At 74.2% G+C, this 14131-nt stretch carries 15 protein-coding genes; 4 read left to right on the top strand and 11 right to left on the bottom strand.

Annotated features, from left to right (window positions below; translation table 11 throughout):
* Positions 1–122: 122 nt before the first annotated feature.
* The 3 genes from ACH01S_RS19470 (at position 123) to ACH01S_RS19460 (ending at position 2310) form a co-directional block, all read left to right on the top strand.
* Positions 123–1295: an ammonium transporter gene (locus ACH01S_RS19470; RefSeq protein ID WP_246237011.1), complete on the top strand. Its 1173-nt coding sequence runs from the start codon at positions 123–125 to the stop codon at positions 1293–1295.
* A gap of 149 nt (positions 1296–1444) precedes the next feature.
* Positions 1445–1942: a fluoride efflux transporter FluC gene (locus ACH01S_RS19465; protein WP_083980879.1), complete on the top strand. Its 498-nt coding sequence runs from the start codon at positions 1445–1447 to the stop codon at positions 1940–1942.
* Positions 1939–2310 (top strand): fluoride efflux transporter FluC, encoded by a 372-nt coding sequence (locus ACH01S_RS19460; RefSeq protein WP_067893179.1) that lies wholly within the window; start codon positions 1939–1941, stop codon positions 2308–2310. The genes ACH01S_RS19465 and ACH01S_RS19460 overlap by 4 nt, the downstream gene beginning before the upstream one ends.
* Here ACH01S_RS19460 and ACH01S_RS19455 read toward each other — a convergent pair.
* From ACH01S_RS19455 to ACH01S_RS19440, 4 genes are all read right to left on the bottom strand, one after another.
* Positions 2307–2810: a hypothetical protein gene (locus ACH01S_RS19455; RefSeq protein WP_148344618.1), complete on the bottom strand. Its 504-nt coding sequence runs from the start codon at positions 2808–2810 to the stop codon at positions 2307–2309. The two genes, ACH01S_RS19460 and ACH01S_RS19455, sit on opposite strands and share 4 nt — an antisense overlap.
* Before the next feature lie 47 nt (positions 2811–2857).
* On the bottom strand, positions 2858–4126 hold the full coding sequence (locus tag ACH01S_RS19450) for a hypothetical protein (RefSeq protein ID WP_148344619.1): 1269 nt from the start codon (positions 4124–4126) through the stop codon (positions 2858–2860).
* A 131-nt stretch (positions 4127–4257) separates the two neighbouring features.
* On the bottom strand, positions 4258–5979 hold the full coding sequence (gene ureC, locus ACH01S_RS19445; RefSeq protein WP_067893174.1) for an urease subunit alpha: 1722 nt from the start codon (positions 5977–5979) through the stop codon (positions 4258–4260).
* Between the two features lie 90 nt (positions 5980–6069).
* Entirely contained in the window at positions 6070–6378 is a 309-nt protein-coding gene (locus ACH01S_RS19440) for an urease subunit gamma (protein WP_067893172.1), read from the bottom strand.
* Between the two features lie 163 nt (positions 6379–6541).
* On the opposite strand from ACH01S_RS19440, the gene ACH01S_RS19435 reads away from it, so the two are divergent.
* On the top strand, positions 6542–8704 hold the full coding sequence (locus ACH01S_RS19435; RefSeq protein WP_067893170.1) for an FUSC family protein: 2163 nt from the start codon (positions 6542–6544) through the stop codon (positions 8702–8704).
* A gap of 13 nt (positions 8705–8717) precedes the next feature.
* Here ACH01S_RS19435 and ACH01S_RS19430 read toward each other — a convergent pair whose 3' ends face one another.
* From ACH01S_RS19430 to ACH01S_RS19400, 7 genes are all read right to left on the bottom strand, one after another.
* Positions 8718–9707, bottom strand: a complete 990-nt coding sequence (locus tag ACH01S_RS19430) for an urease accessory protein UreD (protein ID WP_246237013.1) — start codon at positions 9705–9707, stop codon at positions 8718–8720.
* A complete protein-coding gene (gene ureG, locus ACH01S_RS19425; RefSeq protein ID WP_067893168.1) occupies positions 9689–10324 on the bottom strand; it encodes an urease accessory protein UreG in 636 nt (211 codons plus the stop codon). The genes ACH01S_RS19430 and ureG overlap by 19 nt, the downstream gene beginning before the upstream one ends.
* Positions 10325–10359: 35 nt before the next feature.
* On the bottom strand, positions 10360–11067 hold the full coding sequence (locus tag ACH01S_RS19420; RefSeq protein ID WP_083980878.1) for an urease accessory protein UreF: 708 nt from the start codon (positions 11065–11067) through the stop codon (positions 10360–10362).
* Positions 11045–11437 (bottom strand): urease subunit beta, encoded by a 393-nt coding sequence (ureB, locus tag ACH01S_RS46665; RefSeq protein ID WP_067893166.1) that lies wholly within the window; start codon positions 11435–11437, stop codon positions 11045–11047. The genes ACH01S_RS19420 and ureB overlap by 23 nt, the downstream gene beginning before the upstream one ends.
* Positions 11409–12206 (bottom strand): CbiX/SirB N-terminal domain-containing protein, encoded by a 798-nt coding sequence (locus tag ACH01S_RS19410; protein WP_067893164.1) that lies wholly within the window; start codon positions 12204–12206, stop codon positions 11409–11411. The genes ureB and ACH01S_RS19410 overlap by 29 nt, the downstream gene beginning before the upstream one ends.
* Entirely contained in the window at positions 12203–13120 is a 918-nt protein-coding gene (locus tag ACH01S_RS19405) for an urea transporter (RefSeq protein ID WP_067893243.1), read from the bottom strand. The genes ACH01S_RS19410 and ACH01S_RS19405 overlap by 4 nt, the downstream gene beginning before the upstream one ends.
* 293 nt (positions 13121–13413) lie before the next feature.
* Positions 13414–14127, bottom strand: a complete 714-nt coding sequence (locus tag ACH01S_RS19400) for a polysaccharide deacetylase family protein (protein WP_067893162.1) — start codon at positions 14125–14127, stop codon at positions 13414–13416.
* Positions 14128–14131: the final 4 nt, after the last annotated feature.

The following is a 14131-nucleotide window of genomic DNA, read 5'->3' as shown; positions in this document are numbered from 1 at the left end:
GAACATAGTCGGCTGGAACGCTCCGCCCCGGCGGCTGGAATCCAACGTGGGGACCGGAGGGAGCGGCGACCGGAAGGTCTGGAATGTCCACGGGCTTGAACACGGGCGCCTCAGCGTGGCTGATGACCAGCACCGCCATGGTGCTGCTGATGACCCCGGGCCTGGCGTTCTTCTACGGCGGGATGGTCCGCTCGAAGAACCTCCTCACCATGCTCTACATGAGCTTCATCTGCATCAGCCTGATCACCGTCGTGTGGTTCCTCTACGGCTACGGCATCGCCTTCGGCCGCGACGCGGGCGGCCTCGGGCTGATCGGCTGGGGCGACTGGCGGCTCGGCCACGTCGGCCCGGACGCCCTGCAGGGCATGATCCCGAAGCAGCTCTACGCCTGCTTCCAGCTCACCTTCGCCATCATCACCGTGGCCCTGATCAGCGGCTCCATCGCCGGGCGGGCCCGGTTCGGCCCGTGGATGCTGTTCGCCACCCTGTGGACCACGATCGTCTACCTGCCCATCGCGCACTGGGTGTTCGCCTCCACCGGCTGGCTCAACAAGTGGGGCGTCATGGACTTCGCGGGCGGCCTGGTCGTCGAGCTGAACTCCGGCATCTCCGGACTGGCCCTGGCGCTGGTCCTCGGACGCGGCGTGGAGTTCCGGCGCGGGCACGGGCCCCGGCCGGACAACGTCCCGTTCGTCCTGCTCGGGCTCGGGCTGCTGTGGTTCGGCTGGTTCGGGTTCAACGCCGGGTCCGCGCTCAGCGACGGCGCCCTCGCCACCCGCGCCTTCGTCTCCACCATGATCGCCGGATGCGCCGGGATGCTGACCTGGCGGCTCATCGAATGGCTCCGCATCCGGCACCTGACCCGGCTCGGGTCCGCGTCCGGCGCCCTGGCCGGGCTGGTCGCGATCACGCCGTCCTGCGCCTTCGTCAGCGTCGAGGGTGCCTTCGCCATCGGGGTCATCGCCGCCGCCGTCTGCACCTACGCCGTCGAGCTCAAACTCGTCGCCGGGTACGACGACACCCTCGACGTCACCGGCATCCACGGCGCGGGCGGCGTCGTCGGCGTCCTGTCCCTGGGCTTCTTCGCGACCGGCTGGGACCAGGGCTCGGCGGGCCTCTTCTACGGCGGCTCGGCCACCGTCCTCGGCAAGCAGGCCGTCGCCGTCCTGGCCGTCGGCGCGTACGCCTTCACCGCCACCTACCTCATCGGCACGGTCGTCGACCGGCTCACCCGCATGCGCATGACCGACGAGGAGCAGGCCCTCGGGACGGACGCCCGCTTCACCGAGGGCTGACGGCCGCCGCCTTTCCGGAGCGTTGACGAGTGTTTGGCGCGCCGACTCCCATAGTCCGGCGAGCGCCGGGGATCACGGAGGACGGCGATCTCCGTGGGTGACCGGGTCATTCAACGCTCCATTGGCGAGCCGCCGCGATCGGAGGGTCGATGAACGAGCCGCCCGCGCACCGCTTCCACCATCTGCACCGGCGCGAGCGGGCCGAGGCCGCCGCGCTCCGCCCGCACAAGGCGAGGCCGTCGCCGCCGGCGCTGACCCCGCGCGTCGTCGCGGAGGTCGCCGGGGGCGGCGCGGCCGGCGCGGTCGCGAGGTACCTGCTCACCAAGGCGATCCCCGCGTCCGCGACGGGGTTCCCCTGGAACACCTTCACCGTCAACATCCTCGGCTGCCTCGCCATGGGCCTGCTGACGACGTACCTGCTCGGCGGCAGGCCGCACCCGCTGGCCCGGCCGTTCGCGGTGACCGGCTACCTCGGCGGCTTCACGACGTTCTCGCACCTCATCGACGGGATCTACACCCTCGGCGACCACGGGAGGCCGGGCCTCGGGATCGGCTACGCGGCCGCGAGCGTCGTCGTCGGCTGGCTCGCGGTCGCCGCCGGGCTGGTCCTCGGCCGCCGCATCCCGCACCGCTCGGAACCGGCATGACCACCTTCGTCGCGATCCTCCTCGTCTTCGCGGGCGGGGCCGTCGGCGCGGTGCTCCGCTACGTCATGGACGGCTACGTCAAGTCCCTCGCCGGCACGGCCTTCCCCTGGGGGACGCTCACCGTCAACGTGATCGGCGCCGCGCTCCTCGGCGCCCTGCACGGCGCGGGAACCGGCACCGACACCGAGGCGCTGCTCGGCACCGGCCTGTGCGGCGCGCTGACGACGTTCAGCACGTTCGAACTCGACACCGTCCACCTGATCCAGGACCGCGCGTACGGCCGGGTCGCCGCCAACGCGATCGGCAGCCTCGCCCTCGGCTTCCTCGCGTTCATCGCGCTGCACGCCCTCGCGGCGCACTTCCGCTAGGCGCCGGCGGAGCCGGGCAACTGCCCGGCCGGTACCGGCGACCACGAGGCGAGGACGCGGGCCAGCCCCGGCACCCGCTCGATCACCCGGCGGGCGGCCGGGTCGGTGTGCCGCAGGAAGGCCAGGTGGCGGACGGCGTGCGCGGCCACGTGCTCCATCCGCGGCCGGTCCGGCGACGGGCTCGCGGGGCCGTCGCCGTGGGCCAGCGTCCGGCCGGTCAGCGGGACGGCGGGGAGGTCGGGCCGCGGGTCGGGGCAGCACGCGTAGGTCAGCAGCACGCGGCCGGACGGCTCGTGCCGCCAGCTCGTCGAGTGCAGCAGGTGCGCGGCGGTGTCGCGGGGCAGCCCGAGCAGCCCCCGCGCGACCGCGTCCGGATGCCGTCCGCCGCCCAGCTCCCCCGCCAGCGCGCGGAAGGCCAGGCCGCCGTCGCCGGTCACGCGGAAGGCGAGCGCCTCCACCACGACCACCGACTCCACCGCGACAGCTTGCTGCGACCCCATCGCAACAGCATTTCACGCGCAGTACGGTCGGCGGCGGCCCGCCCTCCTCACGGGCCGGGGCGCCACCGGGTGCCGTCCGGTGTGTCGCGCACCTCCACTCCGACCGCCCGGAGCGCGTCCCGGACGGCGTCGGCGAGCGCGAAGCACCCCGTCCGGCGGAGCTCGGCGCGGACGCCGATCAACGGCTCCACCACCGGCTCCAGCACGTCGCGCGGGTCGGCCAGGCCGCGCCCTGCCGACTGCCCCAGCCGGACGATCAGGCTGCGCATGACGTCCCTGGCCCAGTCGGTGCCGCCGTCGTCCTCCTCGGTGTCCCCGGCCCACGCGGCCACGGCGGCGTCGATGTCCAGGACGGCCCGCACGAGCGCCTCGGCGTCGCGCTCGCGGAGCCCGGCCTCGAAGCGCCGCTCGCAGCGGACGACGGTGTCCCGCAGGGTCGCGGGGGGCGCCGCCGGTTCCGCGTCCTCGCCCCGCGGCCGGGCGGCCGGGCGCGCGACCTCGCCGCGCACCAGCGCCCGCAGCTCGGTCAGGGTCACCGACCCGCCCGCGGGGACGACCACGCTCTCCCCGCTGCGCCGGACGGTCATGCCGCCCCGCCCCCGCACCTCCACCGCGTCCCGGCCGACGTCGACCAGCGCGGCCGTGTGCTCGTCCAGCCCGAGCACGGCGGCGTCACCGGGGAGCTCGCGCTCCAGCGCGCGCAGGCGGCGCTCCCCGAGGTAGCAGTAGCGGGTGTCGTGCGTGCCGCCCTCGGCGTTGTCGTAGTGCGGGATCATCGCGACCTTCAGCCCGAGACGGCCGAGGACGTCCAGGCCGTCCAGCCAGTGGGGGCGTGCGCCGGACTTGTAGATCTCATAGACCGGCAGCGCGTACGCGCCGAGCGTGCAGGCCGCCGCCGAGGCGAACACGAGGGCGGCGCGTCCCGTCCGCGCGTGGTCGGCCAGGGCCTCGCCCACCGGGCCGTCCCGCCACTGCGCCAGCGCGTACGACGGGCTGCCCGGGCCCGCGAACACCCAGTCCGCGCCGCGCACCGCCGCCAGGCCCGCATCGCCGCGGGCACCGTCCGCGCCTATCGCGGCGGACCCGCGCAGGCCCGGCGCGACATCCACCCGTAACCCGACACTGCGCTCGAAGTAGGCCCGCGCCCGCGCCGAGATCTCCACGACGTTCTCCTGGAAGCCGTAGGGCGTGTCCAGCAGGACCGCCGACGCCGGACGCACCCGGGCCACGAGGTCGCGGTGCACGCTCACCATCGTCGGGGCGGTCTCCCCGGACCCCATGAGCGCCAGGACGGGTCTCCGCGCCCCGGCGTTCACACCGGCTCCCGGCGTCGCAGCCCCAAGTCTCCGGAGAACCCGCGCATGCCCGCAAGCATCGCACGCGGGTCAGGCGATCTCCCAGGGCGCTCGAACGGCCCGACCCGAGCCGTTCATGGCGAGCCGGGTGGTCAGGTGAGGAAGAACAGGCGGTTGAGCGGGAGTTCCGTGGCCGGTTCGATGTGGGCCGGCTCGCCGTCCACCGAGACCTTGTAGGTCTCCGGGTCGACCGTGATCTCGGCGAGCGTCGAGTTGCGCACCATGTGGCGCTTGTCGACCGTCCGGCACTGGCGGATCGGCCTGATGAGCCGCCGCAGGCCGAGCCGCTCGGGCACCCCGGCCTCGATCCCGGCCTGGGACATGAACGTCACGCACGTGCTCGACAGCGCGGACGCGTGCGCGCCGAACGTGGGCCGGTAGTAGACGGGCTGCGGCGTCGGCAGGGACGCGTTCGGGTCGCCCATCTGGTACCAGCTGATCAGGCCGCCCTTGATCACCATGAAGGGCTTGGCGCCGAAGGAGTGCGGCTGCCACAGCACCACGTCGGCGAGCTTGCCGTCCTCCAGCGAGCCGATCTCGTCCGCCATGCCGCTCGCCCGCGCCGGGTTGATCGTGAGCTTCGCCAGGTAGCGCAGGACGCGGAAGTTGTCGTTGCGGGACGAGTCCTCCGGGAGGGCGCCCCGCTTGTCCTTGTTGTGGTGGGCGATCTGGAAGGCGCGGGTGACCGACTCGCCGACCCGTCCCATCGCCTGGGAGTCCGACCCGATGATGCTGATGATCCCGAGGTCGTGCAGCACGGTCTCGCCGGAGATCGTCTCGGCGCGGACCCGGCTGTCGGCGAACGCCACGTCCTCGGGCACGTCGTAGCTGAGGTGGTGGCAGACCATCGTCATGTCGAGGAGCTCGTCGACCGAGTCGGCCGTGTAGGGCAGCGTCGGGTTGGTGGAGGCGGGCAGGACGTTCGGCTCCCCGGTGATCCGGAGGATGTCGGGGGCGTGCCCGCCGCCCGCGCCCTCGGAGTGGTAGGTGTGGATGGAGCGGCCGTTGATCGTGTTGATGGTGTCCTCGACGAAGCCCGCCTCGTTCAGCGTGTCGGTGTGGATGGCGATCTGGATGTCGTAGACGTCGGCGACCGACAGGGACGTGTCGATGACGGCGGGGGTCGTCCCCCAGTCCTCGTGGACCTTCAGCCCCGCCGCCCCGGCGCGGATCTGCTCCTCCAGCGGCGCGGGAAGGCTGCTGTTGCCCTTGCCGTACACCGCGACGTTGATGGGGATGTCCTCGTACGCCTGGAGGATGCGGGCGAGGTTCCACGGGCCGGGCGTGCAGGTGGTGCCGCGGGTGCCGTCGGCGGGGCCGGTGCCGCCGCCGACCAGGGTGGTGATCCCGTTGCTCAGCGCGTGCTGCGCCTGCTCCGGCGCGAGGAAGTGGACGTGGGTGTCGATCGCGCCGGGGGTGGCGACGAGGTTCTCCCCGGAGATCACCTCGGTGTCCGCGCTGATGATGAGGCGCCGGTCCACCCCGTTCTGGGTGTGCGGGTTGCCGGACTTGCCGATCCCGACGATCCGGCCGTCCTTGATGCCGATGTCGCCCTTGACGATGCCGATCATCGGGTCCATGACGACGGCGTTGGTGATCACCACGTCCAAGGCCACCGTGCTGGTCGACGCGGGGTCGCTCGCCATGCCGTCCCGGGCGGTCTTCCCGCCGCCGTACTGGGATTCGTCGCCGTAATGCCCTTCGCTGTGGTCCTTCTCCACTTCGACGATGAGATTGGTGTCCCCCAGGTGGAAACGATCCCCCACCGTCGGGCCGTACATGGACGCATATTTCTGGCGGCTGATGGAGGTCATTCGGGTTCACCTTCCTGACGAATTTCATTTCGTTCGTTCATCGCCCCGGCGGGCCTCGCGACGCGGCGGCGGGCGGCCGGGAAGGCGCGGCTAACTCGCCCCGATCGGGTCGTGGCAGGAGACCAGTTTGGTGCCGTCCTTGAAGACGGCCTCGACCTGGAGCAGCGGCAGCATCTCCCGGACGCCGGGCAGCACCTTGTCCGGCCCGAGGACCTGTTTGCCCAGCTCCATGCAGTCGGCGACGGACTTGCCGTCGCGGGCGGCCTCCACGATCTCGTGCGTGATCAGCGCCACCGACTCGCTGTAGTTCAGCTTCAGGCCGCGGTCGCGGCGCTTGAGGGCCATCTGCGCTACGGTGAATATGACCAGTCGGTCCATCTCCCGTGGTGTGAGATTCATCGGCGATCCTTTCGACGGACATTGACGAGACGACCAAAAGCGGCATACGGCCCCTGATGGGAACGGCCCGGTGATTTCTAGGCGCGGGTCGGCCGGAAGACGGCTGTTAGCCTGATCTCCGTTCCCCCGCGCGGGAAAGCCAAGAGCGCGCCATGACTCATCAATGATCACGACAGCGCCGCTTTCCGCCGAGTCGGCCCGGCGGGCGATGCGGGAGCGGCTGGGCCGGGCCGCGCGCCGCGCAGCGCCGTTCCACGGCCTCGCGGCCGGGCTCGGCGTCGGCCTGCCCCTGCTGCTCGGCCTGCTGAGCGGACGGCCGGACCGGGGGACGCTCGCCGCCATCGGGGCCTACCTGATCGCCGTGGCCGCGCCCACCGGCCCCTACGGGGCGCGGGCCCGGTCCATGGCCGAGTTCATCGTGGTCGTCGCCCTGGGCGGGGGGCTCGGCGGGCTGCTCGCCCCCTTCCCCTGGACGGTCGTCGTCGCGCTCGCCGCGATCGTCGCGGGCGCGGTGCTGCTGGGCCAGGTGAAGCCGGTCCCGGAGTTCGCCGTCCTGTTCACCGCGGTCCGCCCGCCTCCCGCGCACCCGCTGGAGAACATGGCGTTCATGGCCCTCGGCGGGCTGTGGGTCGCCGTGATCCTGCTGAGCCCCTGGCCGTTCCGGCGGCTGCGCCCGCTGGGCGGCGCGCTCGGGGCGGTGGCCGACGCGGTCGCCGCGATGCTGGACGCGGCGGCGGCCGAACTGCGCTCCCCCGGGACCGGCGCCGCCGACTGGGAGGCCCGGCGCAAGGAGGCGGCGGCCGCCATGCGGAAGGCCGCCACCACCTACAGCCTCTACCTGAGCGGGCAGCCGGAGACGCCGAACGCCCGGCCGCGGCGGCTCCTCGACGGGTTCCGGCGGATGATCCACCGGACGGTCGGCCTGGAGGCGCGGATACGGGCGCTGACCGCCGGTGGAGCACTGCCCGCGTCCGTGCCCGCTGCCTGGCGGTCGGAGACGGTGGCGGCGATCGGCGCGCTCGCGGCCGAGGCCCGGCGGCTGTCCGCCGGACTGGCGGGGACGCGCCCGCCCGCCGGCGGAACGGCCCCGCCGATGCCGCCCGACCGGGCCGAGGAGGTCTGGCGGGCCGCCGGAGACGACAAGGACGGCCTGCTGAACGCGGCGATCACCGACGGGATCACCCGGAGCGTCGACCGGCTGCAAAGCGCGCTGGAGTCGGCCCGGGGCGCGCTCGACGACCCGGCGCTGCCCGCGCCCGCCGTCCGCGTGCGCCCGGTGGCGCGGGCGGCGGAGGCCGCCGCCGAGGTCCGGCACCGGTCGGCGCTGTTCCAGCAGGCCGTGCGCGTCTCCCTGATGGTCGCGCTCGCGATGTCGGTCTCCACCGCGTTCCGGATCCGGCACGGGCAGTGGATGGCGATGACCGTCCTGGTCACCCTGCACGCCACGTACGGGGAGACGATGTCGCGCGTCGGCCAGCGGGTCGCCGGCAGCGCCGTGGGCTGCCTGATCGCGGCGGTGGTGCTGGCGCTGACGCCCGGCCGTCCGCACGCCGCGCTCGCGATGACGCTGTTCGCGGTCGTGGCGTTCACCCTGCGGCCGCTCGGCTACACGTACTGGAACGTCTTCGTCACCCCGCTGAGCCTCATGCTGATGGACCTCAGCTTCCTGGCGAACTGGTCCATCGCGCTGCGGCGCATCCTGCTCATCGCGGCGGGCGGCGCGATCGCCCTGGTGGGGACGCGGGTGCTGTGGCCGCGGCAGGCCGCGCGGGAGGTCCCCGGGCGGGTGGACGACCTCCTGTCCGCGTGCGCGGAGCTGGCCCGGGCCGCGGCGGCGGTGGCCGAGGGCGAGACGTCCCGGCTGCCGGACGGCCCGCTCACCGCGACCCGGAAGGCCATCGACGGCCTCGCGGACCTGCGGGACCGGATGGAGAACGAGCCGGACCACGACCCCGAGCGGATCGAACGGCTGACGACGGTCGTCCGGGCCTGCGGGCGCATCCGCGACCGCCTCATCGCGGTGGCGGACATCACCGGCGTGGCCTTCGGCTCGCGGAGCCCCGTCGCGCGCGTCCTCGACCGGGCGGCCGACGCCGTCGAGAACGCCGCCGCGCCCGGCGGCCCGCCGCCGGGGCGGTTCGACGTGAGTGAACTGCTGGACGACCTGGACGACCGGCTCGCCCGGGAGGCCCGCCGCCGCGGCGCGGAGCGCGAGCCTCCGGACCGGGCGGTGCGCGGCCTCGCCGCCGCCCGGCGGATCCTCGACGGCCTCGTCGCCGACGTCGACGACCTGGTCGGCGCGCTCGCCGCGCCGCCGCGCCCGTGACCGGCCGGGCGGATCACCGGCCCGCGGGGTACTCCGGCGCGGGCACGTGGAGGAGCAGGCGGCGCACCGCGTCCCACGTCCGGACGAAGGCCGCGTCGACCTCCGGCGACCGGTCGCCGAGGATCCGCGCCCACGCCCCGCGGTCGTCCGGCAGGACGCTCGCGCCGCCGCGCAGCCCGGTGGCGGCGATCGCCGCGTGCATGGCGTCGGCGACGACGCCCGCGGGCGCGGCCCCGGTGACGACGTAGAGGGTGGCCATGACCCCGAAGTCGTCCAGCACGGCGGGCCCGGTCACCGGCCGTTCGCCGGGCACGAGCCGGAGCGGGTCGGCGAACAGCGGGCGGCCCCGCCCGTCCCGGACCTCCAGGTCCGTGCAGTAGGCGGCGTAGGCGTGGCGTTCGCCGCGGGCGAGGCGTCCCGCCATCAGCCTCTCGCCGAGGACGACGGTCGCGCGGTCCCCGACGGTGACGCGCATGTGCTGGTAGAACCGCGAGTCCCGGAACGGGATCGTGGTCGCGGGCAGGTACTCGACGTAGCTGTCGGGCCCGGCGTCCAGCTCGACCACCTGGGTGGCGTAGTCGTGTTCCATCCGGTAGAGCCGCGTGGCGGTCTGGGTCGTGAAGTGCGCCGACGTCCCCCGCCCGCACTCCAGCGCGATGCGGTAGCGGTCGCCCTGCAGCACCCCGCCGCCGGACGTCAGGAACATCACGTACGGCATGTCGGGCAGCGCGGGGTCCACGAACAGGGGGCGGGCGATGTGCAGCGGCGCCTTCTGGAACCGGCGGGTCAGCTCGGTCCGCCCGCCGAGCAACTCGAACCCGAGTTCCAGGACGCCGACCTTGCCGGGCGTGCCGACGGGCAGGGTGTCGGGGACGGCCGCGTGCCGGGCCACGGCGAACGGGATCCGCTCCGGGGCGCAGTAGGCCGCGCTCATCCGGTCGGGCCGCCCCGGCCCGGCCGGGTCCGCGGACACCACCGCCGCGGTCACCCCGCCGGTGAGCACATCGCCTCCCTGCGCTCCAGGACGAGGTCGGCGACCTCGGGGACGCCGGTCCCGGTGAGGCAGTCGGTCAGGATGACGGGTTTCGAGCCCCGCACCGCGCGGGCGTCGCGCTCCATCACCGACAGGTCGGTGCGCACGTACCGGGCGATGTCGATCTTGTTGATGACGAGGAGGTCGGAGTCGGTGGTGCCGGGGCCGCGCTTGCGCGGCATCTTCTCCCCCTCGGCCGTGTCCAGGACGAACACGTACAGGTCGGCCAGGACCGGGCTGAACGTGAGCGTCAGGTTGTCGCCGCCGCTCTCGAACAGCAGGACGTCGATGTCGGGGAAGCGGTCGAGCAGGTCGGCCGCCGCCGCGAGGTTCATCGTCGGGTCGTCCCGGACGGCCGTGTGCGGGCAGGAGCCCGTCTCCACGCCGACGACCCGGTCGGCGTCCAGCGTCCCGGCCAGGGTGCGGCGGACGTGCTCGGCGTCCTCCTGCGTGTAGATGTCGTTGGTGATGACGCCGGGGCGGTGCCCCCGCTCGATCAGGAGCGGCACCAGCGCCTCGATGAGGGCGGTCTTGCCGGACCCCACCGGGCCGCCGACACCGACCTTGTACACCTCTTCCAGTTCCATGTCGTCCCTCCGGACGTCGATCGGTCGCGTGCGGGTCAGGTGACGAACAGGCGCGCCTCCGCCCGTTCGTGCAGGGCCGCGACGGCGTCCGCCGCCGGGACCGAGGCGTGCAGGTCCCACGGGTCGCGGGCGGCCAGCGCCGCGTCCGCCGCCGCGACCAGCTCCGGCCGGACCTCCCGCAGCAGCGCCTGCGCCCGCCGGAAGTCGATCCGGCCGAGCCGCACCGCCGCCGTGGCGCAGCTCGCCGCGAACGCGTACAGGTCGCCGGCCACGGCGTCCCGGACGGGAACCCCGAGCCCCGCGTGCACGGCGCCGACGACGACCGCGTGGTTGCCCGGCGTCTCGCCGGCCGCGACGAGCCGGGCCAGCCGGGCCGCCGGGGCCGAGTCGAACGCGGGGCCCGCCGTGTCCAGGACCTGCCGCCCGGTGCGGACGGACGCCGTCCGCTGCTCCCGGTTGAGCTTGATCGCGTGGAGCCTGCGGTCGGCCGCGACCAGCGCGTCCCAGTCGCCCGCCGACACCGCGCGGTGCGCGAGCGCCAGCGCCGCCGCGTCGGCGGTGCCCGCCGCCCGGACCAGGTCGCGGACCAGGTCGCCGAGGCCGTCGGCGCGGACGGCGCGGAGCTGGAAGTGGCCCTCCAGCCCGTGCGACAGCGTGTACAGGCCGCTCGGGAACGCCGAGTCGGTGAGCTGCAGCTGCGCCAGCAGCGGCCCCAGCGGGTCAGTGCCCGCCGGACGATCCACCGTGCGCCCCGGTGTCCTTGTACCCCCGCACGTGCAGCCGGTGGAGCGCCTTCTTCCGCGCGGACGAGGAGCGGATGCTCCCGTCGAGGAGGCCGCCGAACCCGACGATCCGCATCCCGCCGCCGTACTCGACGAGCCGCACCTCCTTGGTGTCGCCCGCCTCGAACCGGACGGCGGTGCCCGCCGGGATGTCGAGCCGCATCCCGAAGCTCTTCTCGCGGTCGAAGCTCATCGCCCGGTTGACCTCGAAGAAATGGAAGTGCGAACCGATCTGCACGGCCCGGTCACCGGTGTTCTGCACGGTCAGCGTCTCCCTGCGCTGACCGGCGTTCAACTCGATCTCACCCTCCGCGAACATGTAGCCGCCCATGTGCGGCCCCCTCCCCTGGTTCCATGCCGATGAATTCCGAGAAATCGTCGTGATGACGCGGCTCGCCCTCGCCGCCGTGCCCGTGACCGTGGCCGTGACCGTGCCCGTGGTTCGGCGCTGAAGCGAGGCCGTCGTCGTGGCCGCGCCGCCACCGGCGCTCCGCCTCGGCCGCGCGTTCACGGACCAGCGCCGCCAGCGCCGCCCGGCCGAGCAGCGGCCCCGCGGCCCGGTCGGCCGGGGAGCAGGGCCGGAGCGGGACGAGCGAGGCGGGCACGAGCACGACCTCCCCGGCCCCCAGCCGGCGGCAGCGCTCCACGCCCTCGGCCACGTCCGGGTCACCGCCCGCGAGCGCGACCTCGACCCACCGGACGGGCAGATACCGCCTGACCAGCCGCGCGACCTTGAACAGCTCCGCGTCGGCCTCCGGGTCCGCGGCCCGCGCCACCAGCAGCACCGCGCCGCGGAAGTCCGCGCCGGGGACCGCCCGCACGACCGCCGCCCGGATCCACCCGACGAGATGCGTGACCGTGCCGAGCGGCGGGGCGAGCAGCAGGTCGCCCGGCCGCCGGTCGCGCGCGGCCCAGGCCAGCGTCTGCGCGGCGGCCCGCGCGGTGCCGGGATCGCGTCCGAGCGTCATCGGCACCACGACGGCCCGCGCGTGCTCGCCGAGGGCGGTGCGCAGCCCCCGGCCGGGGTCGCGGATCCCGCCCGTCCCGGCGGCGAGGCTCTCGTGCCCGCCGACCGCCAGGACGGCGCGGTCCCCGGTCACGGGGCCCGCCGCAGCATGGACAGGGTCGGGACGGCGGCCAGGAAGATCCAGGTGGTGAGGACGAACGGCCAGGTCAGCGCATGGCCGCCGACAATGCCGAACGTGTTGGTGATGGCGGGGGTCGCCACCGCGGCGGTCGCCGCGCCGATCGCGGCGTAGCCGATCGCGGCGGGGCCCAGCACGACGAACGTCCCCGCCAGCGCGATCCCGGTCAGCACCGAGTTGTAGCCGTACAGGCCCGCGTCGAGGTCGGCCGCCTGCGCGCCGAGCCACCAGCCCGTCAGCAGCCCGATGATGCTCCCCGCGGACGCCGCCAGCGCGACCGTCCGGCTCGACACCGCGAGGCCGACCAGGAAGAGCAGCCCCACGTACCACTTGTCCTGGAAGAACACCTGCCCGAACCCGTTGAAGAAGCCGTGCCAGACGTCGCTCCAGGAGACCGCCGTGCCGGGGTGCTCGGCCGACGGCGGCGGGTTGAGCGGATGGTGGATCCACACCCGGTGGAAGGACGGCGCGGCGATCAGCATCATCAGCGTGACCACGCAGAACGGAGCCGTGAGGGCCGGGAGGTTGTACTGCTTGAGCAGGACGACCAGCGCGGAATTGACCATGCTGGCCCCGATCGCCGTGCCGATGACCACGAGGAAGGTCACCCAGTTCGTCCCGAGGTAGAGGACCAGGGCGACGCCGACGAGCGTCCCGGAGAACCCTTCGAGACCCGCCGAGACGCGATTCCAGGGGACCCCGAACAGCCAGGCGGTGAGGGTGGCCGTGACGCAGCCGAGCAGCCCGAAGGCGCCGAATTCCCAGCCGCCGACGAAAAGGGCGATGAGGAAGATGAGCCCGGTCCAATAGCTCGGCTGGAAATCGACCTGCGCCACGCCGCGCGGGATCGCGAGAAGCCCTTCCCGCATCCGTTCCGCGGACGGACGCGAGGGCTCGCCGGGGGCGCCCGCTGGCGGCGGCGGCGTGTCCATGGATGCTCTCCCATCAGGAGCGACGGCCGCCACGGCGCCCGGCGGCGGCCTTGCGGCGACGGCTTCCAGCACGGTTCCCCGGAGGCCGACCCGCAAATACCCTTGATCGCCAACGTTTGGTCAAGCGCGGAAATCCGGGCGGCGCCGAAAAGAAGGAACGGACGCATCCCCACATAGAGGACGGGTGAACGGGGAGAAGGGCCCTGTGGGAACGGTGGTCAGGACGGTGGTCAGGGACGCACCCCGTGGTCGCGCAGCGGGCCGACGGTCAGCCCGGCGGCGCGGCACCGCGCGACGACGCCGGGCAGCGCCGCCAGCGCCGCCGTCCAGGCGCCGGGCGCCGAGGTGACGTCGCTGTCGTGCAGGAGGAGCGTCGCGCCGCCGCCGAGTCCGGGCGCGAACGCCGCCAGCACCGACTCCGGGGTCGCGGCGGCCGTCCAGTCCCTGCCCCAGGCCGTCCAGAGGACGGGGCGCAGGCCGTCGCGGCGGGCGGCGAGGAGCGCCTCGGCGCTGAGCGCGCCGTACGGGGGCCGGTACCAGGACGGGGACACGCCGCAGACGTCCTCGATCAGCCGGACCGTCCGCCGCACCTCGCCGAGGACGCGGCCGGGGCGCGCCGTGAGCGTGCCGCCGTGGCGCCAGCCGTGGACGGCGATCTCGTGGCCGTCCGCGACGATGCGGCGGCCGAGGGCCGGGTCGCGCCGGAGCATCGAGCCGAGGACGAAGAACGTCGCGTGGCAGCCGAGCCGCGCGAGCTCGTCCAGGAAGAGGGGCGTCGAGCGGGCGTCCGGGCCGTCGTCGAAGGTGAGCGCGACGTGGCGGGGCCCGCCGCGCCCGGCGACGCGGGGGGTCAGGCGCCGGACCGGGCGCAGCCAGGTCGCCGCGGGCAGCGCGTGTCCCGCGAGGACGGCGGCCAGGGCGGCGGCGACGGCACGGCGCGACATGCGG

It is taken from the genome of Actinomadura chibensis NBRC 106107, assembly GCF_001552135.1.
GTDB classification, from domain to species: domain Bacteria; phylum Actinomycetota; class Actinomycetes; order Streptosporangiales; family Streptosporangiaceae; genus Spirillospora; species Spirillospora chibensis.
This window is presented reverse-complemented; position numbering and strand designations above follow the sequence as displayed.

Excerpts from the sequence above, each read along its gene's own strand:
- ACH01S_RS19470 (WP_246237011.1), top strand. The coding sequence starts at position 123 with ATGACCAGCACCGCCATGGTGCTGCTGATGACCCCGGGCCTGGCGTTC.
- ACH01S_RS19465 (WP_083980879.1), top strand. The coding sequence starts at position 1,445 with ATGAACGAGCCGCCCGCGCACCGCTTCCACCATCTGCACCGGCGCGAG.
- ACH01S_RS19460 (WP_067893179.1), top strand. The coding sequence starts at position 1,939 with ATGACCACCTTCGTCGCGATCCTCCTCGTCTTCGCGGGCGGGGCCGTC.
- ACH01S_RS19455 (WP_148344618.1), bottom strand. The coding sequence starts at position 2,810 with ATGGGGTCGCAGCAAGCTGTCGCGGTGGAGTCGGTGGTCGTGGTGGAG.
- ureC (WP_067893174.1), bottom strand. The coding sequence starts at position 5,979 with ATGACCTCCATCAGCCGCCAGAAATATGCGTCCATGTACGGCCCGACG.
- ACH01S_RS19440 (WP_067893172.1), bottom strand. The coding sequence starts at position 6,378 with ATGAATCTCACACCACGGGAGATGGACCGACTGGTCATATTCACCGTA.
- ACH01S_RS19435 (WP_067893170.1), top strand. The coding sequence starts at position 6,542 with ATGATCACGACAGCGCCGCTTTCCGCCGAGTCGGCCCGGCGGGCGATG.
- ureG (WP_067893168.1), bottom strand. The coding sequence starts at position 10,324 with ATGGAACTGGAAGAGGTGTACAAGGTCGGTGTCGGCGGCCCGGTGGGG.
- ureB (WP_067893166.1), bottom strand. The coding sequence starts at position 11,437 with ATGGGCGGCTACATGTTCGCGGAGGGTGAGATCGAGTTGAACGCCGGT.
- ACH01S_RS19405 (WP_067893243.1), bottom strand. The coding sequence starts at position 13,120 with ATGCGGGAAGGGCTTCTCGCGATCCCGCGCGGCGTGGCGCAGGTCGAT.
- ACH01S_RS19400 (WP_067893162.1), bottom strand. The coding sequence starts at position 14,127 with ATGTCGCGCCGTGCCGTCGCCGCCGCCCTGGCCGCCGTCCTCGCGGGA.